We start from the raw sequence: 22883 nt of genomic DNA on the forward strand, positions 1-22883 counted from the left end.
CATCTCGTCGAATTACAGGACGAACATGTAATTCTCTGAGGATTTCAACAGAGCCGGATTTTCATATTCGGTACCAAGCTGATGGTCGATACACGCTGTCCATACTGTATCCATAGGTACTCTGTAATCCCCGTCGGAAGCGCGGTAACCGACCCGCGCCCTGTGTGTAGGTACCTCAACGAACTACTTGACCTCTGTCAGTGCCAGTGTGACCGATACAGAGGATACATTCATCACTCAGCGGGAGCGCTCAATTATATACACACCGACGAAACAGGAGTGTATGAATACGTGGCGTCAGGCGCCAAGCAGTATATCACATCACGAAGTCGGTGCGGGGGCTGTCGCCGCCGCCGCGACGGTGGTTACCTCGGTCATCTACTTAATCAGCCTGTGGGCATTCGTCTCGACAGCAGAGGTGCCGTTCGACGTCGAGATCTACATGCTGGGCTATACTGGGTTCGTCTTCTTTGCCCTGTTTGTCACCCCGCTTGTAGGCTTCGTCGTCGGGACAGCGGTATGGCACTGGACGCTGTCGTCGACATCGAACCCGCGTCGAGGTGCGCTCGCAGGGGTCGTGACGGCACTCGGAACGGTGTTGGCCGTGTCAATACTGTTCAGCCTGTTGTTGGCCACTCGGGAGTTGCTTGAGGTGATCCCTGCGCTATTTGTGAGCCCTGTCGATGCGTTCGTAATAACCACGCACGGAGTCGTCATCTACTGGGGCCTTTTTACCAGCGTGATACTCGTGCCGCTCTGTGCGCTCATTGGCTGGGCGTACCAGCGCAGAGTGCTGTCTAGGAGTCGGTAACCGCTTACCTCCATGGGTCGTACAAGCTACGCTCATACTATCTCGTACGCCCCCTAGAACACCTCTTTGAGCTGGTAGAACCCTCGAATCAGTACGAACTCTTCAGCAAAGAGACGATTCAGACGATGATCTGTCTGAAGAATAGAATTCCGACAGAGTCCGCGAGTTCATATTGCTTCACAAACATTGTGAGTCCAAATTGACACTAAACAGCACGTAAGGACACACTTCGCCACCGCGAACTACATAGCGGTATAGTCTACTAATACAAACTGATTAATTCGGGAGCATAATATCTTCATTTGAGTCCGATCCTCAGACGAACTGCTTCGGCTCTGGACCCACCCACATGAACACGAAACCACAGTTCGGTAACGGCGTTGAAGCACAACATGAACGGTTCGAAACCGACAGTCACGGTGATATCTACATTGTCGGAGACGTCCACGGGAGCCGAATAATTCTCGAACGGCTCCTCACGAAACTCGAATTAGAGGACGACGATCTTGTCGTATTCGTCGGTGATCTTGTGCGAAAAGGGCCGGACAGTCCCGGTGTTGTTGATCTCGTCCGTGAGGATCCGCGTCTCGTTAGCGTCCGCGGAAACAACGAGCAGAAAGTTGTGCGCGGTGACAAACACCCGGACTGGCTCCGCGAAGACGACCGCGAGTACTTCGAATCGCTTCCGGTCGCGATTTCCTTCGACGACGTTCTTGTCGTTCACGGTGGTATTGATCCCCAACAATCGCTTTCAGACCACACCGTCGAGGAGTTGCTGACGATGCGTTCCCCGCACGGCAACGGGTATGACGGTCCGTTTTGGTATGACGACTACGACGGACCCTACCGCGTCTTCTTCGGTCATACCGTTCATGACCACCCAGTGGAGCGAGAACACGCCGTCGGCCTCGATACCGGCTGTGTCTACGGCGGAACGCTCACCGCGTACGACTACCGGAACGACGAATTCCTCACCGTGGAGGCGAAGACGCATCAAGAACGCGCCAACTCGAAAATCGTCGATCCGGCCTGAGCGACTCCATTCAGACCTCCCTCTCGATACTCGAGGAGCTGTTAGCGGTGAATAACCGACACCGTGCTAAACGGTACTCTGACCGCAATCACTCGTACTCGGTCTGAAGGCGATTCCGTACTCCCTCTCGCGTTTTGAAGTACCGTCGGCCGCCCTCCGCCGTCCGAACAGCCCAGTCGTACGTCTCGCTATCAGGACGATACCAGCGATCAGAGTACATGTCGAACACAGACACGTTTCCCCCATCCGAGTGGGTCTGTTCTTCATCGGCATCGAGATCGGCTTCATCCGACCCCTCGGATCGAGCTTCTGTCTCGCTCTCTGTGACCTCCCCAACGAGAAGCGCTTCCTCGATGAGATCCGTATCGACGATCATCCCCGGACCGTAGCCGTGATCGAGTGCTGCTTCCGTCGCTGCCATCAGTATCTCTTGGATGTCTCGAACCGGGTCGTCGTCGGAAGAGACCGCTTCGTAGGTTCCGTCGCTTTGCATCACCCATCGACGGCGGTTATCTGTTAGTGACGCCTCCAATATGAACCGGAGCTGTTCGCGCAGTTGCGTGTCTTCGACCGGCGTGACCGCTTCTACTCGATAATCGAGATTCCGGGTCATCCAATCGGCGGAGCCGATGTACCACTCGGGACTGCCTCCGTTCTCGAAATAAAATATCCGAGCGTGTTCGAGGAATCGGCCGACAATCGAGTGGACAGTGATATTGTCGCTCAGTCCTTCGATACCGGGACGAAGCCGGCAGATATCTCGGACGATCAAATCGATTTCCACGCCGGCCATCGAAGCACGATAGAGTTCCTCGACCATCGACGGGTCTTCAAGCCCGTTTATTTTGACCACGATCCGTGCCCGCTGACCAGCACGAGCATGCTCGGCCTCTCGTCTGACCATCTCCGTGAACCGCTCACGCATCGTTACGGGTGCAATCAAGAGCTTCCGGAAGCGGTCGTCGAGCGTCGGTCCGGTAAAGAAATTGAACACCTTCGTGAGATCGAACCCAATGTCTCGATCAGCGGTCAACAACCCCAGGTCGGAGTACCCTTTCGCGGTTCCTGAATGGTAGTTTCCGGTGCCGATGTGCGAGTAGAGCTGAACGCCATCGTCCTCTCGACGCACGACGAGCGCCGTCTTCGTGTGCGTCTTCAACCCTACAGTCCCGTACGCGACGTGGATGCCCTCCTCTTCGAGTTGCCGAACCCATTCGAGGTTGTTTTTCTCGTCGAACCGAGCCTTCAGTTCGACCATCACCGCGACCTGCTTGCCGTTGTCGGCGGCATTTATAAGGCTCTGAATTACCTTCGAGTCGCTCGCGGTTCGATAGATCGCCGCCTTCACCGCGAGCACGTCGGGATCGGTCGCGGCCGCGTTGAGGAATCGCTGAACCGTCCCCTCGAACGAGTGATACGGGTGGTGCGCGAGAATGTCCCCGTGTTTAATTTCGTCAAAGATACTCTTCGTCTCGTCTCTAGTATCACTCGCCAGTGAGCCTAATCGGGGATGAGGCTTTGGTGACCACGCCGGCGGCTTGAGATCGGGGCGATCGAGATCGATGAGCTCGAAGAAGTCCTCGAAGTCGATCGGTCCCTCACGGTGGAACACTTCTCGGTCGTCGACCCCGAGCTGATCTTTGAGAATCGTCAGTGACTCATCGGGCATATCGGCGTCAACCTCTAGCCGGACTACCGTCGCGAAGCGTCGCTGTTCGATGACCTCCTCAACCATATCGACGAGGTCTTCGGCGACCTCTTCGTTCCGCCGCACCTCGGCGTTTCGCGTCACCTTGAATTTCGATACGTCACGGATGTCGAGATCGGGGAGCAACAGGTCGAGGTTACGTTCGATGAGGTCTTCGATGAGAACGTACCTGTCAGCCTCGCCAGAAACGCTGATGAGGCGGGGTTGATTCGGCGGAATCTTGATCCGGGTGAATGTCGGCTCTTCACCCCCGTTCGACGAGAGCACAGCGAGCGAAAGCGAGAGGTTAGAGATGAACGGGAACGGGTGAGCGGGATCGAATGCGAGCGGCGTCAGTGTCGGCAGAATAGACTCCTCGAAGTGCGTCCGCAGCTGTTCTTGATCTCCTTCGGGTAACTCGTCAGGGGTACAGATCTCGATCCCTTCGTCGGCGAGCGTCGGTTTGAGAACAGACTGCCAGTATTCCGACTGCTGCGCAAAGAGCGGGCGTGCGGTGTCGAGTACTTCGACCCACTGCTCTTTCGGTGTCCGTCCATCGGGCGTCGTCTTCGTCACGCCGGCGTCGATCTGCTGTTTGAGTCCGCCGACGCGCTTCATGAAGAACTCGTCCGTGTTTTTTGTGAAGAACGCGAGAAATCGGAGCCGTTCGAGCGGCAGATTCCGATCGTCCATTCCCTCTCGAAGAACTCGCTCCTGAAACGCCAGTTCGGAGAGTTCTCTGTTGAGGTAGTACTCTGGGTCTGTGAGGTCTCTGTCGGTCACAGAATCACCCGCATAGAGAACGTTGATACCGTGAAGCGGCTCCCGTATCTGTCAAACTGAAATCCTCCTATCATTTCTGGGTCAGCGGAAATGAGAGAGTGACACTCATTTTCCGGGTTCACCTGACTGTGATCGGTTATCTTTCGACATCGGACTAGCGGGATGAGGTCTCGACTGACGGTTCGGGTGCTGACAGAGACCCCCCGCTACCGGATAGGGCACCATCGGGGAGCCATGTGTCGTCGCGTTCCATCCACTCCCCGATCGGAAGTCGCTGAGTAGTCTCTGAGGGGATGACAATTTCAGTAGCGTTAGAAATGATCTCGTACTTTCGAATTGCCATTTTGGGCTCGTTGAGATCGTGCCTACCTAGATGTGATTTCACGCGAGCGTACAGATCCTGTTTCGAATACTCGCTTCGTCGCCCTTCGAGTGCGCGAACGGCGTTACAAACTGGACAGCTAAGGACCATAGCCGATTTCATGACTTACAGATGCTACGCTAACTACAAGAATCCCGATCAATAGTTGTATATACTAATATATAATATTTAAAACCGTCCGTGTCGAGGCTAAGCTCACGGATAACAACCTCCCTCACCGAGCGAAGTCGGTAGACTGAGCGAAGTAAGGTGGGGTTGTTGACCACGGTTGCTCCGGTCAGTGGGGGCGCTTCGCCGACGCGTCGGCAATCGTCTGAAACTGCGTCGGGTCTCGGAGGAACTCCTCACCCGTGTTGGTGATCGCCGACTGGTCGATGTATTCGACGCCGTCGCCGTACACCGCTAGCACGGGCTCGTCTTTGAACTCACCAATCGGGCGAGACGTGGTACACTCTATCCCGACGTACGTCTCTCCCGGGAGGGTGGGCGCGTCCGCGTACACCGCCGGGAGGTCGTCCTTGTGAACGCCGACCAGCATGTGACCGGGAAGGATCACCATCGCGGTCCGGTAGCCGATCGCCGGCTGCGAAAGCATCCCGACAAGCAGATACGTGAGGTCCTCGCAGTCACCGCAGCCATCGACAAGCGTCTCCTCGACGGTTCGGATGTAGTCCGGCGCTCCCATCGATTCCGCATCCGTCGCGTATTCGAGCGAGTGTACAAGTCCGATCGCTCCGTCGAGAAGGACCGACTCAGGGAGCGACCGTCGAGCACTCTCGCCCATCGCGCTCGCGTTGACGAGCGTCTCCGTGAGCCGCTCGGCATGAGCGCTCGCCTTCGCCGCTTCGAAGCCACTCAGATATCCGTGCGTCTCGGCGGCCGCTTCTCTGTATGCGGACCGTTCGATCGGAAACTCTAGGCGCCACTCACGCCCGGACCGGTCCGTCCACTCGTACGTCATGGCGTAGCCGTCCGCGGTCCGTTCCCGAGCGACCGAATCTCTCCCGTCGATGGGTGTCGGCCGCGTCGGCTCGCTCGCAGAAAGAGACAGCGCCACAGACCACAGATCGGACAGTTCGAGGACCGAGGAAGCGACGACCCCGAGCGCGACTCGGTCCAGCGTTTTGTTGAGGAGTTCCCGTCGTTTCATGCCCACCGACGGATCACCTCGGATTCGTTCTTTACTGGGAGAGGCGTCCGAATCGGCGGCGGGCGAAACATCCGAGTCCGCGTCGATCGGGGCTTCGGATTCGACGGGGACCGGCAGCGTCGGGCTTCGCGACCGTCTCGCCCGCCGCAGTCGCGGTACATCCGGGGGGTTATCGGAAGCATTCGGGCTTGACGACGGAGTCGACGTCCACCGTCACCCACGTCGACAGCCGCTCGTCATCGGTCGCCTCAGCTGGGAACACCGTGACCCGATCGGGACCCGACGACCGCCTGTCGACTTGGTGTACCAGACCGATGAACGCGGGACTCACCGATTTCCGCCCGGTCGTCTCGTCGTTCTTCGACCTCTGGTTGGTATCTATTGTCATCTGTTACTCGTTCGAGTTATTCGGCAGCCTGTGCTTGAACCCTTATAATAGGCGAACGGACGCGTCAGAAGCCGACCGGTGGGATATATACTCGTCGTGACCAGTCCGTCATGCCCCTTCTCGCTCAACGAAGACGAGTCCACTCCGACATTTAGATTGTAGTTTTTCAGATTGAGATAATCAGACTATGGCGTGGGCCCAGACGGGACTCCGGAGATGGGCGATCATGTCATAGTCGGCTTGATACAAATTCGACTCTCTCTTGATCAGAAAATTCCCGGCCGGCCGCTGATTTCGTACGGAGCGATATATATCACTCATAGCAACGAAAACCGTACCTCGGTGAAATTCCCGGGTATATGTCCTCGCCCGAATGCGGGACGCTATCTCCGGTACTCGATACGCTCCACACCGGTGTGGCGATCTATGACGCCGCCTCTGGGGCTGTTATCGACGCGAATGCGCGACTGGAGGAAATCCTCGGATACAGTTCGGACCGACTGCGTGAGCTCTCCGTGGCCGAATACACGGCAAACACCTACCCGCACACCGAGTCTGAGTTCCACAATCGACTCTCCAAGGCCGCCAACGGAAGCCCGCAACAGTTCGTGTGGCGAGCCAAACGAGCGGACGGCGAACTCATTTGGATTCAGGTGTTCACTTCGCGACAGCGCCCGACGGCGGACCGCTGTGTCCACGTCGAGGTACGAGATATCACACGGCACTACGACACCCATCATCGAGCGGAACTGTTCTGGCGCGTCCTCCGGCACAACCTCCGGAACGAGGCCGCGATTATCATTGGATGTGCGGAGCAGGCGATGAACGGCCCCGAGAGCGGACCGTCCGAAGAGGTCATGTCGACCATTCGATCCAGAGGCGAGAAGCTCGGTAACATCGCCACGTCAGTGAAACAGATCGAACACGCGGTGACCGACTCGCAGACGAGCGTCGCCCGGGTTTCCGCTGCGGGCGCCGTGCGGGACATCGCGAATCGGATAGGCGCCGAACACCCCGACGCAGACATCCGGGTCAGCGAACGGCAACGGATGTGGATCGACGTCAACGATGCGTTCGAGTACGCGCTCGCACACGCCGTTGAGAACGCGATCGTCCACAGCAACGACGAGGCGCCGGCAGTCGAGATAACGGTCGGCCCGTCGCCCAACACCGGTCGCGCGGAGATCCGCATCAAAGACACGAATCCGCCGATCCCACCCGAGGAGATCGCCGCGCTGTTTTCGCCGACCGTCACCACGAGCACGTCCCACGGCTCTGGGATCGGCCTGTTCGTGATGAAGTGGTGCGTCGAATCGCTCGGGGGAGAGGTGTTGTTCGAATCGCGGAATTCCGGGGGAAACGCCGTCTGCTTACTCCTGCCGCCTAAGCAGCACCAGGATTCGATGACGACCGATTGAGTTCGCTGTTCGCGACGGCGCGTACGTCTCGATGAGAGTTACCCTCCCTCAGTCAGCATGAACCGGTCTCCAATTCGCTCCATTCGACATCGATCCGAGCTCTGTCGGCAGCGCCACGTCCGGTGGCGGAACGGGAGGAGGTTCACGAAAACAACCGAGGCGACCGCACCTGTGAATTACCTTGATAATCACAAGCCCACACCGGGACATACGGAGCGGAACGGATGTCTATTGAACCGAAAGTGATGTGTTTCTCTTGGAGATCTCATCCATCGGTAATTCCGCCTTCGAATTCGTCACTGAGGTGCGATTCAACTTCGTAGCGGGGAGCCAAGTGGTCAGCCGTCACGATCCGATAGCCGTCTGATCGACTCGCACTGTGTATGTAGCAGTGCCGTTTCGAACTTCCCATCCTCTGTCAGCAGCGGTAAGACCGATTGAAAAGATAGATTTGCGGAACCAGTACAGACAGTCAGAGCTGAACCGACTGTCACTGATTATTGACTCTTGGCGTCGCGTCCTCGGGGCGCAAATCCTCACTCCGACATCGCTGTACCAGTCCACAACTTAATAACTGCGAGCGTACCGAGGTCGGCGACGAGGAGCACCACGATAGCAGCGATTGGTGTGCCGGCGCCCAGTCCCTTGGCGACGAGGTAGACAGCGACGAACACGGCAGTCACGACAGCACAGGCCACGAGCGCCCACGCAACCACCAGCGGGGGTTCGTACTGGTGCGGCCAGCGGTCGTAGAGTTGCGGGACGCCGACCCCGAGTGTCATCAGCACGAGGAAGCTGGCCTCGAACCCGCTGTCCAGCCAGTGCTGGACGCTGTAGGCGGTCGGAAGAGCAACGACGATGGCAGCGAGGAGGACTGGAGTCTCTGGGCCGAATAGCCATCCCTCGTTCGTTCGAGGACGCCAGACACGTCCGGCTCAAGGGGACGGAAATAATAAAATCTCGTCGCCGCCTCGGCCGCCTGAGCTACCTCCCGGGATGCCCCCCCAGTCGAAGGACTGTAAGATTCGCTTTCGAATTGAGCAAGTATCGTCCCCGAAACTTCTTAGTAACTGCTGGTTTGGCACCTTGCCATGGAATCAAGGGACTACGCCGTCCTGTTCGTGCTTAACCTAATTGCAACCGTAGTTGCTATTCTTGTGTACATTGGTATTGGCGGCTCATTCTAATCAGCTAGCGAAATTGCTCTTGGGCAAGCGATTGTTGGTGGGGGACTGTCTTACGGTTACGTCACAGCCTTGAACTGAGTAACTTAAGATCGACGCGGTTGTCACGAGCGAATCCGCCGATCATCTGCCCCGAACCACCCCGCTCCATGACGACCAGCGATCCGCTACGGAGGAGCGATCGTTATATTCAATGTGATCTCAATCTGGTGCCAGTATAAATGATAGATGCCCTCCCAAATCAGTTCGAGAAGGAAGACACTGAGACGCTGGTCGTTGCTGGGATGGCACTGTCAGTCACCGGGAGCGCGGTGTGGGTAAGTGCTAGCGACGAACGAATCAGTAGCATTCTGGGTATCAGTATAAGTGCCCTGGGTGTCGCGGTGCTACTCGCCACTGTCGTCTGGGGTACCAGTGAAGAGGTCTGACCAACAATCTGCTACCCAAAAGCGAGCGAAATAGATGCGGCAAAGAACGGATGTGAGAACACTTCTCTGACACTTTAGTAATGCCTGGGCCTAACGAACCACGAATGTTCCACGTCGGGGTGATGGCATCGTAGATTGTAGCGAAGGCTATGGTCCATCGGTCGACTGCTTGTGGCCGGTTGGGATCTCCGCTGCTATGCTGTTGTAATCCCTTCCGGGAGGTCAATCACGGACACGTCGAACGTTTCGCGCCCATCGACGCGTACCGTCCGGCCGAGCGGCCCTGACTGTGAAGCTTGTACCTCGAACCCGCAATGTAGTTCGCTGGGCAGCGTAGCATCATACGGCTGGAATCGGCCTTCCACGATGATCGTGCCGTCCTCGTGTACATCAGGAGCTTGCACAGCAAGTTCTCGCACAGCACCGGTGTAGCCGTACGTGGTGCGGATGTCGGGCCACTGAGGCGGTTGCACGAACGCTCGGAGCCCCGCCGCCCCATCATAAGTGCGCGGGACCCCGATGTAAAACCGGAACGAGTCTGCCTGATATCCCTGATAGGATTCTCCGGCAGCGAGGTCTGCGACAGTCGAGTTCAACCTGAACTGCAGGGCAGGAATCACCGAGTCCGCATCCACGGCCATGTTGAACACTTGAAACCGGATTGCCGCGTAGCCGATCCCTTCGAACCCCTGATCGCTCTCGGCGGGACTAGCGGGGTAGGCCCAGATCAGGGTGTTCCCGTCACGGGTGGTTCTGGAGTCAACGCTCGCGGCCTTGCCCGGGAGTCGAGCGGTACAGCCAGCGAGGCTGACACTCGCAGTGGCGGTTACTCCGGCAAGAAAGCGCCGCCGAGAAACCGTCCGGGTGGGAGTCGTCGGACCGACCTGGTCAGCGGTGCCAGATGATGATTCGTCCTCGCTGGCGTAGTCCTCAGAAGAGGAATTTGATGAGCGGTGGCTGTGGAGGGGACCAAGCGGCATACCCGCAGTTCAAACGTGAACCACTCGTATGTTATGACTGGACTCGATCCTCAGAGAGACAGCCTGAGGAGTCATGTTCGAGGGAGAGCCATCGACGTTTCCAGCGAGGATCGATTGCGAGACCCGCGCGTTGTATCTTACACGGCTCCGAGAACATATACCGTATCTGGTAGAAATCACAGCAGTAGCTACGCACATACACTGAGCAGTTGTTTCACTCGCGAGATTAGAGAAGAAAATCTGATACATCGTGCCCGCTTCCAGTGCTGCTGAATAGTTGTAATTGTACAATCTGCAAGCCCACTGTTTTGATTTAGCACCGAAAATGCCAATAGCGGCGAGTGTATTCGTCGCTATACCACTGATCGAGCGAGAGGATTTCGACGAGACTGCTCTGTTGAATCCGCAGAAGGCGGCGGAATAGCGTCGCTCTGAAGGTGGAAGCGAAGCGGAAGAGCCGAATGTGTCCAAACCACTCTTCCGCTTCGTTAAGCAAGCCGTGTCGCTGGCTCAAAAGCGCTGTGCCACCAGTCCAACGGCGGTGAGTGATCCGACTGGCAACGGATTTCCCGGGTGGAAGCATGTGACGCTCCACTTTTTGCGGGTTCACATGGATGCGACGTACCGCGAGATCGTGGATTGGGCGAGTGAAATGGATCGTGTTCGTGGTCTGTTACAGCTCGCTCGAACGGCATCTCCCGCACCCTCAACGCTGTACCGGTCGTTTGAGAGGGTGCCCATGTCGATATGGCGCGGCTTCCTTCGAGAGTCCGCGACCATCTGCGATCCGGGCTCGCACAGAGCCGTCGATGCCACGTTCTTCGACCGAGAAACGGCATCGAAACACTACCAACACCGCTCGGATCGCCACATACGCACGCCCAAAACGACGGCACTCGTCGAGACAGACTCGTGTGCCATCCTCGATCTTCACTGCTCGGCACACTGGCCGCACGACACACAAACTGGCCGTCGAGTCGCTCTTCGCAACGCCGAGAAAATCGAGAGTCTCGCCGGCGACAAAGGCTATGACGACCAATCTCTCCGGGACGCACTCCGATCAGAGGGCGTCCGGCCCCTGCTGCGGCACCGGCTGTTCGCTGCGTACGATCACGCGCACAACGCGCGGTTGGACAGCGAATTATACGGCCAGCGCTGGATGGCCGAGACTGCCTTTTCGGCCATCAAGCGTCGGTTCGGCCCCGCTGTCCACCCTCGCGCGTGGTACCGCGAGTTCCGCGAACTCGTGGTGACCGCCGCAGTCTACAACCTCGAACAGGCTCTCAAACAGTGACCCCGATGCCGTCATCGGATTCAACAAAGCAGTACTGTACAAATTCCCGAGAGTCCGGCCACCACCCACAACTGGTCGATGTAGGCAAAGTTCGATAGAACAGTCGTATTGAGAACGCTCGGGTCCGCTGGAATATCGGCAGTCGTCATTGCGAGTCCGATAGCCCGTCACCAGCAGGCTCATCACCGAATTCGAGTTCCGTCGCCGCCTCCGCTTCGTAGGCCGCATCCTCCTCACCTGCGAGCCCGAGCCGAAGTTCCACACCGTGTTCACGGAGGATGTCGCGCATCGTCCAGCGATCGACATCAGCGAGTCTGGCTGCGTCACCGAGAGTGATCCGCTCGCGTTCATAGAGAGCGACCGCAGCTGCTATCCGCTCGTTTTCGTGGTCCTCGAAGTACTCACGCACGAATTCACGCAACGCATCACTCTTGCCTCCAAACACGCCAGCCTCAACCGCACCCTCGATGAGGAGATCGAGATCGTCTGGATAGGAGCCGGTGATTCGAGCCATCGTTCTATCTCAGGCTACGGCTTCATACTATTTATGAACTGCGCCGGAATGCCATATACATTGAGACGACCAGTCTCAACTTCTGCGGACCGCGGCGTTCGCGGTGCTCTCCGTATCCCGGCGCCGTCGCGCTGTGCGGCCTCGTCCACGACGACATTTTATCAAGCACGTGTCCGTTCGTGGCGTATGGGAATCACAACCGTAGCGTCGCTCCGCGCTTCGATCAGATGACCCTCGAGGCGCAGTGGAACCACAGGCTCGCCGGATCCGTGGCAGACGTCCGATACTGTTCCTGCGGTCTCGTGTGCGTGATCGAGTCGTCTGGGTCGGGGAACCCGACCGCCAGGATATTTGCCGTCGATACCGGCACAGAACGCGGGAACCTCGTACTCGACGGAGAGTTCCGCAGTGCGAGCTACCGCGAGTCACCGGGACTGCTCTTCGTCACGACCCGGAACGGTCGAGTGTACGCGATAGCGCCCGAGACCGGAGAGACGCGCTGGACCGCGGCCGGTTCGCGGGTCGCGGCCGCGACCGACGACGTCGTCTACGCGTTCGACGGCGCGACCCTGCGAGCGATCCGGGTCAGCGACGGGACTCGCGAGTGGTCCAGCGCGCTGCCCGGCCCGGTCACTCGCGTGTCCGAACTCGACGACGCCGGCGACCGACTCGGCGTCACCGTTGGCAAACCCCGCGACTACACGCTCGTGGGCGTCGACGCGGCGACGGGCGCGGAACGCTTCCGTCACCGCGCGAGCGACGTGAGCGGCTACCACATCGACGGCGAGGCGATCCTCGCGATCGTCGCGGACGACCACTTCACGGAGAGCGTCCGTCGGATCGACGGGCGAACGGGCGCGGAGCGGTGGGCCTACGCGGTCGACGACCCAGTCCGGATCGACGAGTCGAACATCGAGGTGTCTGACGAGGCGATCCACGTGTACGCCGGCGAAGACGCCGGCGTTACCGCGTTGAACCCGGCGACCGGACGCCCGACGGGTACGCTGGGTGACTCCGGCAACGCAGTCTCCTGCGGCCCGATGCTCTTTTCAGCACCGGCCGACGGTGAACCGGGGGAACTCGACGCGGTCGATCCCGAGACCGGGGAGCGCTCGTGGCGGCTGACGGCGGACGGCGAACTGACCGGAGCGGCGTTCGACGGCGAGTCGGGCGACTTCTTTTTCGCCGACTTCGGCGACGAGGCAGGGAGCGTGTACAGGGTCGACGGCGCCGCGGGAACGGTCCGGTGGCGGTGTCCGATCGGCGGGAACGTGAATTCGCTCCGCGTCGACGCAGACCCGCTCGTCGCCGCGAACTCGCTTCACCCGATGATGCGAGACATGTTCGCCGCCGAGGGCACCGCCGACGATAGCGTGTACGCGATCGATCGCCGGGACGGCCGAGCCGAGTGGAGCTTCTCCGCCGAGGGGCTCGTCGTCAGCGGTGCGACCGCCCGGTTCGTGGTCGTGAGCGGCGAGGAGTCGCTCTACGTGCTCCGGCGTGCCGACGGGAGCGTGGCGCTGGAGCCCGACTACGACAGGTACGAACTCGACGGTGAGACCCTGTTCGTGGTGCGGGGAGCGACGGTGACCGCGTATCCGCTGACGGACTCCCCTCCCGAGCCGCCGACCGACGCTGAGGGCGGCGGCCCACTGCCTGCCGACGACGCCGACCGAGGCGATACTCGACCGCTTCCGTCGGACGGCGGGAAGGACGGATCGACGGACGGAGAGTCGCTCCCGGCACCCGACGACGATCCGGCGGAACCCGCGAAACGTGAGGACACAACTGTTTCGTTCTGTCCCGAGTGCGGCGTCGACCTCGACTCCGAGGCCGACGCGAACTTCTGTATGGCCTGTGGGGCGAAACTCCCCGAGTGACGGGGACGGCCGTCGTCGGACGCGAGCGCAACCGCTTTCGGCCCGCCACTCCGACACGGGGACATGACCGCGCCCGCCGTCGACTGGCGGCTCATCCGCGAGGAGGCCAGGCCCGGCCCGCTCCAGATGGCGTTAGACGAGGTCGCCGCGGAGACCGCCGCGGCCGGGGGACCGGCGACCGTCCGCACGTACCGCTGGGAGCCGAGCTGTCTCACCCTCGGCCGGCACCAGGCGCCGGAGACGGTCGACTGGGCGTTCTGCGAGCGCGAGGGGATCGACGTCACGCGGCGGCAGACCGGCGGCGGCGGGATCTACCACGACGCTCGCGGCGACATCGCGTACTCGATCGCGGTTCCCGCGGAGACCGTGCCGGGCGAACTGCTCGACTGCTATCACCTGCTGTGTGAGCCGGTCCTCGACGCGTTCGACCGACTCGGGCTCGACGCCGACTACGTCGACGAGCCGCTGCCGGAGCTGTACCGCCCCGCCTGTTACCTCCGGGAGCTCCACCCGGCGCACGACGTGGTGGCCTCCGGGCCGGAAGACGACCGGTCCCGCAAGATCGCCGGCAACGCGCAGTACCGCAAGCGAGAGGCGGTGATCCAGCACGGGTCGCTGACGTTCGCGGTCGACGCGGGGCGACACCTCGGCGTCTTCGACGACCCGCCGGTGACCTCCGAGGCGTTCCGCGAGCGCGTCGTCGGGATGAACGAGTTGGTCGACGTCGACCGCGCGGACGCGGTCTCGGCGATCGAGGCAGCGCTTGCCGACTGGGCGAGCGCGGCGCCCGAGGCGACCGTCGACATGAACGGGTCGTGGACGGACGCGGAGCTGGAGCGAGCCGCGGAGCTCGTCGAGGAGAAGTACCGCGACGAGGAGTGGATCCGAACGCGACCCGGGAGCGGGGGGGCATAGACGGCTTCGGGGGGTATCGTGGGGTGTCCGCCCGGTTCCGAAGGGGCTTTTTTGACCGCCCCACAGTGTCCGGTATGAGTCTCAAGGTCGGCGCGCACGTCTCCATCGCCGGCGGCGTGGACAACGCCGTCGCGAACCAGGTCGAGGTCGGCGGCAACTGCGGACAGATATTCACCCACTCGCCGCAGGTGTGGCAGGACCCGGACATCGACGACGAGGAGGCCGAGCGGTTCCGCGAGGGCACCGAACGCGACATGGAGGGGCCGTGGGTGATCCACACCTCCTACCTCGTGAACCTCTGTACGCCGAAGGAGGGACTCCGCGAGAAGTCGCTCGACTCGATGCAAGCTGAGGTCGACGCGGCCGACAAGCTGGGAATCCCGTACGTCAACGTCCACCTCGGCGCGCACACGGGCGCCGGCGTGGAGGGCGGCCTCGACAACGCCGCGTCGGTGATCGACGACCTCGACGTTCCCGACGGGGTCACGATCCTGATCGAGAGCGACGCGGGCGCGGGGACGAAGCTCGGCGGCGAGTTCGAACACCTCGCCGGGATCATCGACCGCACGGAGACGGACATCGACGTCTGCCTCGACACCGCGCACGCGTTCGCGGCGGGCTACGACCTCTCGACGCCCGAGGCGGTCGACGAGACGGTCGCGGAGTTCGACGACGTGGTCGGCTTAGAGCACCTGAAGTACGTTCACCTCAACGACTCGAAACACGAGTGCGGCACCAACAAGGACGAACACGCCCACATCGGCGAGGGGCACATCGGCGAGGCGGGGATGGAGCGGTTCCTCAACCACCCCGACCTGGCGGACGCGCCGCTCGCCTTAGAGACGCCGACCGAGGACGGGAAGAGCTTCGCGTGGAACATCGACCGGGTGCGCGAGCTCCGCCGCGACTGAGGCGTCCCCGTCCCCGCCGCCGAGTCGCCGTTCTCCCCGAAGACGCCGTCCGTCCGACGCGGATTTAAGTAACCCCGCGAGCGATCCGCGGACATGCCCACCACGGAGGCGTTGCTGTTCGGACGCCGCCGCGTTCGCGCGGTCGGGCTGGTGGTCGGGTTCGCCGGCGCCGTGACGCTCGCGCTCGTCGCCGCGTTCGCCGCCGAGTCGGCGGACGTGACGGCGGCGAGCGCCCTGACCGACCGGCTCCTGCCGCTGCTGGTGTTCTACGCTCCCGGGCCGCTGGCGGCCGCCGGGGCGTACGCGCGCTGCGGGGGACCGGCGTGTCTGGCCGTCGGCGTCGTCCCGGCGGTCGTCCTCGGGGGGTTCGTCCTCCTCGGGACGGTCGTCGGGGTCCCGGGCGTCAACGGTGGGAACCCGGCGATCGGCGACGTGACGGTGAGCTTCGCCGCGATCGGACTGAGCAGCGCGTTCGTCGGCTACTGCGCCGGCGTGACCGGCGTCCTCGGCGCCGACCTCCTCGGGTTCGGGAGCGACGACGGCGACGGCGACGGGCAGGGCGGCGACGAGGACGACGGGAAGAGCCGCGAGGACGAGTGAGGAACGCGCGGGAGGACCGAGCCGCGACCGATCTCCGGACGTTTATTTTCGCTCGCGACGAAGCGGGGCCGTGCGACGCTTCTCCGCCGAATACCTCGAACACACCCGTCGCGGGATGTGGAACGACGGCCGTGATGCCCTCGTCGACCTGGACCTCTCGAGCCGCGAGCGCGTCCTCGACGTCGGCTGCGGAACGGGCGAGCTGACGAGGGTGTTGGCCGCGGAGGCGGACGCGACCGGGGCGGACGGGGCGGACGGGACGGCGGTGGACGCGGAGGCGGACGGGGCGGACGCGGACGGGGCGAGGACGGAGACCGACGCGACCGTGACCGGCGTCGACGCCGACCCGGAACTTCTCTCGGTCGCTCGCGAGGAGGAACTGAAGCCGGAAGCGAGCGGCCGTATCGACTACGTCGCTGGCGACGCGACCCGGCTCCCGGTGGGTGACGATGCGGTCGACCTCTCGGTCTGTCAGGCCCTCCTGATCAACCTCCCGGACCCGGCCGCCGCGGTCCGGGAACTCGCCCGCGTCTCCTCGGACCTCGTCGCCGCCGTCGAGCCGGACAACGCCGACGTGCGGGTGGCCTCGACGGTCGACGCCGAGGAGCGGCTGGAGCGCGAGGCCCGGGAGGCGTACGTCGACGGGGTGGAGACGGACGTCGCGCTCGGCGACCGCGTGCGGGAGGCGTTCGACGCGGCCGGGCTGGTCGACGTGCGAACGCGGCGCTACGTCCACGAGAAGCGGACCGAGCCGCCGTACGCCGAGGCCGCGCTGCGGTCTGCGGCGCGGAAGGCCTCCGGCGCGGGGCTGGCCGACCATCGGGAGGAGCTGGTGGCCGCGACCTCGGAGGCCGCCTACGACGACCTCCGCGGGCGCTGGCGCGAGATGGGTCGGGAGGTCGTCGACGCCATCGGCGCCGAGGCGTACGAGCGCGTCGAGTACGTCCCCTTCGACGTGACCGTCGGACGACTGAAGTGAGGTGTTGGATCTGAATCGGCGCGTCCGCGTGGTTATTTATAAATAGCGAGCGGTAGCGTCAGCAGCATCGGAGACAGTTTATAAATGGATGACGGCGCTGCGGCGAACACCGCCAAAGCCCCAGCCGCTCGCTTATAAACGTTTGACCGTGGATCGGCAGCGGACACCTCCAAAGCCCCAGTCGCGAGAACTCGCGCGACTCGCTGTCGTTCGAAAGGCGCGAAGCGCCTTTCGTGATGTCGTCAGAACGCGGAGCGTTCTGACTGCTAGCCAGAAATCTCCGATTTCTGGCGATGACGAGACGCCTTCGGCGTCTCGAACCACGCTCCTCACTCGGTCGCTCCGCTCCCTCGTTCCGGTGCTTACGTCGTCGTGCTTCGTTCTCGCGACTGCCCCTTCGAGTCCCGCCCCGCACCACGCAGCACCGCACCTCACGCCTCCCCAGCCTCGTCGGTCGCCGTCGCTTCGCTCGGCGACCGACTCCCTCGCGGGCGGTTCGCGGCCGCCGGTGGCGGCCGCTCACCGGCGCGCCACCGCGGTTATTTATAAATAGCGTCGCGGCGCGTCCGAGTCACACCATATCGCCGCGCACCGAGGCGCCCTCCTGCTCGGCGCGCTGTTGTTTGAGGACGTCCGCGGCCGCGTTCGCGGCGTCCTCGTCGGCGCCGAGCATCCCGAGGGCGGCTGGCAGCGTCGGCATCGCGAGCGAGGCCTCGCGGAGGCGGTCGAACGCCTCGTCGTCGCGCTCGCCGTCGACCCACAGGCAGACCCCGCGGGGGTCTAACACCTCCTCGTAGGCGTCGCGGGCGAGCGCCCCCGTCAGGCGCTGGCGGACGTTGTCCTCGAACCCGGCGTTACACACCTCCAGGTGGATCGGCTCGTGGTCCTCCACCAGCTCGGCCGCGAGACACTTCTCGGGCGCCGCGTACCCGTTGTCGCTCGTGCGCACGCGGTCCGGGTTCGCCTCGGCCCACGCGGCGTCGACCGTGGTGCCGACGCCTTTCACCCCGTACTCGGCCTCGAACGCGGCGGCCGCGTCGGCGTCGCCGCCCATGATCACGTCCTTCGTGAGGTAGACGTCGAGGCGGTCGACCGGGTCGAGGCCGAGCGCGACGTCCCCGAACGCCCACACCTCGCGGACGGGCACCGGCATCGGCTCGTCCGCGACGCGGTCGACGAGCGACTCCAAGCGATCGACGGCCCGTTCGCGTTCCATTAGCGGCGAGTAGACGGCGGGCGGGCAAACCGGTTACGGAGAATCGAGGAGAAGGCCTCGCGCTTTAGCGCGGGGAGGATGTCAAGCTCGGGCGGGCGGCGTCCGGGACCGGTCCGTCGGCTACAAGATAAACGACCGGAGGCCGTTGAGCGATCGCGCGTTGAGCACGGTCGACGTCTCGGCCCAGCCCCGCCGCGCGGTGTGGATCCCGTACCGGGCGTTGTCGAGTTCGCGGGGCGCGTGCGCGTCGGTGTCGATCGCGATCGTCGCCCCCGCCTCGATCGCGGCCCGAACGAACTCGCCGTCGGCGTCGAGTCGAGCGGGGTTCGCGTTCACCTCGACGGCGGTCCCGTTCGCGGCGGCCGCCTCGGCGACCGCCCCGACGTCCGGATCGAGCCCCGGCCGCTCGTTGATGAGGCGGCCGGTCGGATGACCGAGGATATCGACGTGCGGGTGTTCGACCGCCCGTATCAGGCGCTCGGTGGCCGCCTCGCCGTCCTGCCCGAGCGCGGCGTGCGGCGACGCGACGACGATGTCGAGGGCGGCGAGGACCTCGTCGTCGGTCGAGAGGCCGCCGTCGGCGTCGATGTTGGCCTCTATCCCGTGGAGGATCGGGATCTCGACCTCCTCGGCCGCCTCGGCGATCGCCGCGGCCTGTTCCTCGAGGTCGGACTCGTCGAGGCCGACCCCGCCGACCATCCCCGGCCCGGTCGCGTGGTCGGTGACGACGTGGTAGTCGTAGCCGCGCTCCGCGGCCGCCGCCGCCATCTCCGCGATCGAGAAGCCGCCGTCGGACCAGTCGGTGTGGGTGTGGAGGTCGCCGCGGAGGTCGCCCGGCTCGACGAGGAACGGGAGCCGCCCCTCGGCGGCCGCCTCGACCTCGCCGCGGTCCTCGCGCAGCTCCGGCGGGACCGGGTCCATGTCGAGCGCGCGGTAGACCTCGGCCTCCTCGGCGCCCGCGACGCGCTCGCCGGCCCGCGTCGAGTCGGCGTCTTCGGCGTCGCCGTCCGCCGCGTCGTCGACTCCCTCGCCGTCGACGTCGCTCACGTCGAAGAGCCCGTACTCGTTCAGCTTGAGGTCGCGGTCGATCGCTCGGTTGCGCACGGCGACGTTGTGCGCCCGCGACCCGGTGAAGTACTGGAGCGCGGCGCCGAACTCGTCGGGGTCGACGACCCGGAGGTCGACGCGGGTGCCGTCCGCGCGCACGCTCGCCTTCCCGGTGCCCGCCTCGATCGTCGCGTCCGCGGCGTCCCAGTCGGTGAACGCCTCGACGATCGGCTCGCGCTCCTCGCTGGCCACGAGCAGGTCGACGTCACCGATCGTCGGCTTCCACCGCCGGATCGACCCGCATACCTCGACGGACTCGACGGAGTCGAGGGCGGTGAGGGACGCGAGCGCGTCGTCCGCGAGCGGCCGGGCGTCGCCGAGGCGGGTGCGCTCGCGGGCCTCTCGGGCGAACGGGACGTTGTCGAGGATGTTCTGTTCGGTCTTCGCGCCGAAGCCGGACACCTCTTGAATCTCGCCCGCCTCCGCGGCGGCCTCCAGCTCGTCGAGGTCCGAGATACCGAGCGCGTCGTACAGGGAGCCGACCGTCTTCGGACCGACGCCCTCGACCGCGGTCAGCCCGGCCATGTCGACCGGGAGCTCTTCGCGCAGCTCGGTCAGCTCCTCGATCGTCCCGGTCTCGACGTACTCGACGATCTTCGCGGCGATGGCGTCGCCGACGCGGTCGATCTCGGCGACCGCGTCCTCGCCGTCGGCCGCGAGCCCCTCGATCGGCGCGGGGTGGTCGCGGACGTTCTCGGCCGCCCGTCGGTAGGCGGTCGGCTTGTACTCGACGCCCGTCGCCTCGAGGAGGTCAGCGAACTCCTCCAGTCGGGTCGCGACCTCGTCGTTACGGCTCATTGTCGACGGTTCGGCGGCGTCCCACTTATGTCGACGGGGACGGAAGCGGATCGCGTGTCAGCGGACGACGACGCGGACGACCGCGGCGACCGCAACGTGCTCGGCGGCGAGCTGGCCCCCTGCGGCCGCGACCCGACGACCGGCTACCTCCGAGACGGCCACTGCCGCGACGTGGACGGCGATGTCGGAGAGCACACGCTCTGTGCGGTCGTCACGGCCGAGTTCCTGCGATACAGCCGCGAGCGGGGCAACGACCTGATCACGCCTCGTCCCGAGTTCGACTTCCCCGGGCTGGAGCCGGGCGACCGCTGGTGCCTCTGCGTCGGTCGCTGGCTGGAGGCGGCAGAGGACGGCGTCGCCCCGCCCGTCGTCCTCGAGGCCACGGACGAGTCCGTGCTGCGCGCGGTCGACCCCGACCGCCTCCGCGACCGCGAGTTCGACCCGGCGGCGTTCGACCCCGGAACGCTCGACTGAGGAGAGAGCGGACCGCCGTCCGCTCCGGTCAAACCCCGGTGGCTTTTTCGCTCCGGCGCGGGAGCCCGAGACATGACCGAGGCGAGCGACGCGCCGGACGACAGCGTCCGCGAGCGCGCCGACCGGAGCCGCGCCGCGCTGTGGCTCCTGCTCGACGCCGACCGCCGGCTCGTCACGGCGATCATCCTCTCGCTCGTGTTCCTCGGGCTGGTCGCGGTCGGGGCCCTCCTCCCCGGCGCCGCCGAGGCCCTCCGCGGCGGCGACTCCGTCGACACGCTGTTTCAGGGGCTCCTCACGGCCACCATCACGGGCGTCACGCTCGTGCTCACCCTGAACCAGCTCGTGCTCTCGCAGGAGCTCGGCGCCGTGGGCGACCAGCGCGAGCGGATGGACGGCGCGATGGAATTCCGAGAGGACGCGGCGGCGGTCCTCGACGAGCCCGTCAGCCCCGCGGAGCCGGCCGCGTTTCTCAGCGCCCTCGTCGAGGCGGCGAGCGACCACGCGACGACCTTCCGCGAGGCCGTCTCGGGCTCGACCGACGAGGATCTGGTGCGGACGACGGACGACCTGACCGAGGCCGTCGTCGAGAACGCGGAACAGACGGTGGCGAAGCTCGACGGGGGCCGGTTCGGTGCGTTCGAGGTGATCGCGGCCGTCCTCGACTTCAACTACTCGTGGAAGCTGTTCGCCGCCCGACGGCTCCGCGAGCGCCACGGGGAGGCGTTGGACGACGAGGGGGCCGCGGCGCTCGACGACCTGATCGGGTCGCTGCGGCTGTTCGGCCCCGCCCGCGAACACTTCAAGACGCTGTACTTCCAGTGGGCGCTGATCGACCTGTCCCGGCGGATCCTCGCGTCGGCCGTTCCGGCGCTGCTGGTTGCGGCGGCGATGGTCGCCTTCTTCGACGCCGGGCGGTACGGGGGAGCGGTTCTCGGCGTCGAGAGCGTCGTGCTTCTGGTCGCGGCCGCGGTCGCCGCCTCGCTCGTCCCGTTCGCGCTGCTGCTCTCGTATATCCTGCGGATCGCGACGGTGACGAAGCGCACCCTCTCCATCGGCCCGTTCATCCTGCGGGAGACGGACGAAGAGGCGTGAGCGGTGAGAGGGCAAGGGGTCCGCGATCTTTGAGTCGGTCGCTCTCGCGGTCCGCGATTCGGTCGCCTTCGCTCACTCCGTGAGCCAGAGGCCGGCGGCGACGACCGCCGCCAGTCCCATCGAGCCGGCGAGCAGCGCGAACGCCGGACGGAAGCCGACCGCGTCGGCGATGACGCCGACCGCGCCGGGCGCGAGCGCGCCGGCGCCCATGAGGAGCGTGCGAACGACGCCGAGCCCTCCGCCGGCGAGTCGCTCCGGGAGCAGTTCCATCAGGTACGCGCTACGCACGGGCTGGAAGCCGTGCGATCCGAGGCCGAAGGCGGCGACGACGACCGCGGCGGCGACGGCACCGAGGCCGAGTCCCGGGAGCGAGACGAGCGCGACGAGCGCCGTCGCCGCCAGCCCGAGCGCCGCGACCATCACGGGGAAGCGACCGACGCGGTCGGAGAGGTCACCGGTGACCAGCTGGACGAACGTCACCGCGAACACCAGCGAGTACAGGAGGTTCGCGGTCGACGTCGCGAGGTCGGCGGCCTCCGAGAGGTACAGGGGAAGGAATGCGACCAGGCCGTTGTGCGCGAACGAGAACCCGACCGTGACCAGCACGAACGCCGAGAACCGCGGGTTCCGGAACAGTCGGAGATACTCTCGCGCCTCCGGCGAGTCGTCGCCGTCGGCGTCGGTCGGACCGGTCGCCGCGGGCGACCCGGAGAGCCGGACCGCGGTCGCGACCGCGAGCCCGACGGCGAGGACGCCGGTGAGCAGGAACGGCGCGCGCCAGTCGGCGCCGGGGAGCCGCGCGAGGACGGCCGCGAGGACCGGAGCGACGACACGCTCCCGTACGCCGACGCCATCGACG

General features: G+C 64.0%; 21 protein-coding genes and 1 pseudogene. 12 read left to right on the forward strand and 10 right to left on the reverse strand.

The features are described from left to right. The first annotated feature begins 283 nt into the window (after positions 1–283). Positions 284–811, forward strand: coding sequence for a hypothetical protein (locus EXE45_RS14290; protein ID WP_137694729.1), 528 nt, complete (start codon positions 284–286; stop codon positions 809–811). Between the two features lie 349 nt (positions 812–1160). Next, complete coding sequence (locus tag EXE45_RS14295) at positions 1161–1844, forward strand: metallophosphoesterase family protein (protein WP_092921000.1); 684 nt, start codon at positions 1161–1163, stop codon at positions 1842–1844. A gap of 88 nt (positions 1845–1932) precedes the next feature. Here EXE45_RS14295 and ppk1 read toward each other — a convergent pair whose 3' ends face one another. The 3 genes from ppk1 to EXE45_RS14315 all read right to left on the reverse strand — a co-directional run bounded on the left by ppk1 (position 1933) and on the right by EXE45_RS14315 (position 6234). Beyond that, positions 1933–4314, reverse strand: coding sequence for a polyphosphate kinase 1 (gene ppk1, locus EXE45_RS14300; protein WP_092920999.1), 2382 nt, complete (start codon positions 4312–4314; stop codon positions 1933–1935). Positions 4315–4973: 659 nt separating this feature from the next. Then, the gene (locus tag EXE45_RS14310) at positions 4974–5846 is read right to left on the reverse strand and encodes a hypothetical protein (RefSeq protein WP_092920997.1); all 873 of its coding nucleotides are present in this window, start codon (positions 5844–5846) and stop codon (positions 4974–4976) included. Positions 5847–6015: 169 nt separating this feature from the next. Continuing rightward, positions 6016–6234, reverse strand: coding sequence for a hypothetical protein (locus tag EXE45_RS14315; protein ID WP_092920996.1), 219 nt, complete (start codon positions 6232–6234; stop codon positions 6016–6018). A gap of 359 nt (positions 6235–6593) precedes the next feature. Here EXE45_RS14315 and EXE45_RS14320 point away from each other — a divergent pair, with 359 nt between their 5' ends. Next, positions 6594–7652 carry a PAS domain-containing sensor histidine kinase gene (locus EXE45_RS14320; RefSeq protein ID WP_092920995.1) on the forward strand — a complete coding sequence of 353 codons (1059 nt, stop codon included), beginning with the start codon at positions 6594–6596 and terminating at the stop codon, positions 7650–7652. Positions 7653–8188: 536 nt separating this feature from the next. Here the strand turns inward: EXE45_RS14320 and EXE45_RS14325 are convergent. Further along, positions 8189–8434, reverse strand: coding sequence for a hypothetical protein (locus EXE45_RS14325; protein WP_092920994.1), 246 nt, complete (start codon positions 8432–8434; stop codon positions 8189–8191). Positions 8435–9057: 623 nt separating this feature from the next. Here EXE45_RS14325 and EXE45_RS14330 point away from each other — a divergent pair. Beyond that, positions 9058–9264 (forward strand): hypothetical protein, encoded by a 207-nt coding sequence (locus EXE45_RS14330; RefSeq protein ID WP_137694730.1) that lies wholly within the window; start codon positions 9058–9060, stop codon positions 9262–9264. Between the two features lie 194 nt (positions 9265–9458). On the opposite strand, the gene EXE45_RS14335 is transcribed toward EXE45_RS14330, so the two are convergent. After that, positions 9459–10244 (reverse strand): hypothetical protein, encoded by a 786-nt coding sequence (locus EXE45_RS14335; protein ID WP_137694731.1) that lies wholly within the window; start codon positions 10242–10244, stop codon positions 9459–9461. Between the two features lie 463 nt (positions 10245–10707). Between EXE45_RS14335 and EXE45_RS14340 the strand changes: the two genes are divergently transcribed. After that, positions 10708–11538, forward strand: a complete 831-nt coding sequence (locus EXE45_RS14340; RefSeq protein ID WP_137694732.1) for an IS5 family transposase — start codon at positions 10708–10710, stop codon at positions 11536–11538. A 32-nt stretch (positions 11539–11570) separates the two neighbouring features. On the opposite strand, the pseudogene EXE45_RS21865 reads toward EXE45_RS14340, so the two are convergent. Both EXE45_RS21865 and EXE45_RS14350 read right to left on the reverse strand, forming a co-directional pair. Continuing rightward, positions 11571–11687 (reverse strand): annotated as a pseudogene (locus EXE45_RS21865) (twitching motility protein PilT); the annotation flags it as partial. Next, the gene (locus EXE45_RS14350) at positions 11684–12052 is read right to left on the reverse strand and encodes a UPF0175 family protein (RefSeq protein WP_092920992.1); all 369 of its coding nucleotides are present in this window, start codon (positions 12050–12052) and stop codon (positions 11684–11686) included. The pseudogene EXE45_RS21865 and the gene EXE45_RS14350, both read right to left, overlap by 4 nt. Before the next feature lie 308 nt (positions 12053–12360). Between EXE45_RS14350 and EXE45_RS14355 the strand changes: the two genes are divergently transcribed. The 5 genes from EXE45_RS14355 (at position 12361) to EXE45_RS14375 (ending at position 17337) form a co-directional block, all read left to right on the forward strand. Beyond that, the gene (locus EXE45_RS14355) at positions 12361–13932 is read left to right on the forward strand and encodes a PQQ-binding-like beta-propeller repeat protein (RefSeq protein ID WP_158294274.1); all 1572 of its coding nucleotides are present in this window, start codon (positions 12361–12363) and stop codon (positions 13930–13932) included. A 63-nt stretch (positions 13933–13995) separates the two neighbouring features. Continuing rightward, a complete protein-coding gene (locus EXE45_RS14360) occupies positions 13996–14847 on the forward strand; it encodes a biotin/lipoate A/B protein ligase family protein (RefSeq protein WP_092920990.1) in 852 nt (283 codons plus the stop codon). 74 nt (positions 14848–14921) lie between these two features. Beyond that, positions 14922–15758 (forward strand): deoxyribonuclease IV, encoded by an 837-nt coding sequence (locus EXE45_RS14365; protein ID WP_137694734.1) that lies wholly within the window; start codon positions 14922–14924, stop codon positions 15756–15758. A gap of 93 nt (positions 15759–15851) precedes the next feature. Then, positions 15852–16358 (forward strand): hypothetical protein, encoded by a 507-nt coding sequence (locus EXE45_RS14370; RefSeq protein WP_137694735.1) that lies wholly within the window; start codon positions 15852–15854, stop codon positions 16356–16358. Between the two features lie 70 nt (positions 16359–16428). Beyond that, entirely contained in the window at positions 16429–17337 is a 909-nt protein-coding gene (locus EXE45_RS14375; protein ID WP_137694736.1) for a class I SAM-dependent methyltransferase, read from the forward strand. A 571-nt stretch (positions 17338–17908) separates the two neighbouring features. Here EXE45_RS14375 and EXE45_RS14380 read toward each other — a convergent pair. Both EXE45_RS14380 and polX read right to left on the reverse strand, forming a co-directional pair. After that, entirely contained in the window at positions 17909–18553 is a 645-nt protein-coding gene (locus tag EXE45_RS14380) for a hypothetical protein (RefSeq protein ID WP_137694737.1), read from the reverse strand. Positions 18554–18673: 120 nt separating this feature from the next. Continuing rightward, positions 18674–20458: a DNA polymerase/3'-5' exonuclease PolX gene (polX, locus tag EXE45_RS14385; protein ID WP_137694738.1), complete on the reverse strand. Its 1785-nt coding sequence runs from the start codon at positions 20456–20458 to the stop codon at positions 18674–18676. A gap of 27 nt (positions 20459–20485) precedes the next feature. Here polX and EXE45_RS14390 point away from each other — a divergent pair, with 27 nt between their 5' ends. Then, positions 20486–20932 (forward strand): DUF2237 family protein, encoded by a 447-nt coding sequence (locus tag EXE45_RS14390; protein WP_092920984.1) that lies wholly within the window; start codon positions 20486–20488, stop codon positions 20930–20932. A gap of 72 nt (positions 20933–21004) precedes the next feature. Next, positions 21005–22024 carry a hypothetical protein gene (locus tag EXE45_RS14395; protein ID WP_092920983.1) on the forward strand — a complete coding sequence of 340 codons (1020 nt, stop codon included), beginning with the start codon at positions 21005–21007 and terminating at the stop codon, positions 22022–22024. A 72-nt stretch (positions 22025–22096) separates the two neighbouring features. On the opposite strand, the gene EXE45_RS14400 is transcribed toward EXE45_RS14395, so the two are convergent. After that, positions 22097–22883 (reverse strand): MFS transporter (locus EXE45_RS14400; RefSeq protein ID WP_137694739.1); only part of this gene is annotated, 787 nt, incomplete at its 5' end.

The sequence above is a fragment of the Halorubrum sp. SP9 genome (genome assembly GCF_005435015.1).
Taxonomy (GTDB): Archaea; Halobacteriota; Halobacteria; order Halobacteriales; family Haloferacaceae; genus Halorubrum; species Halorubrum sodomense.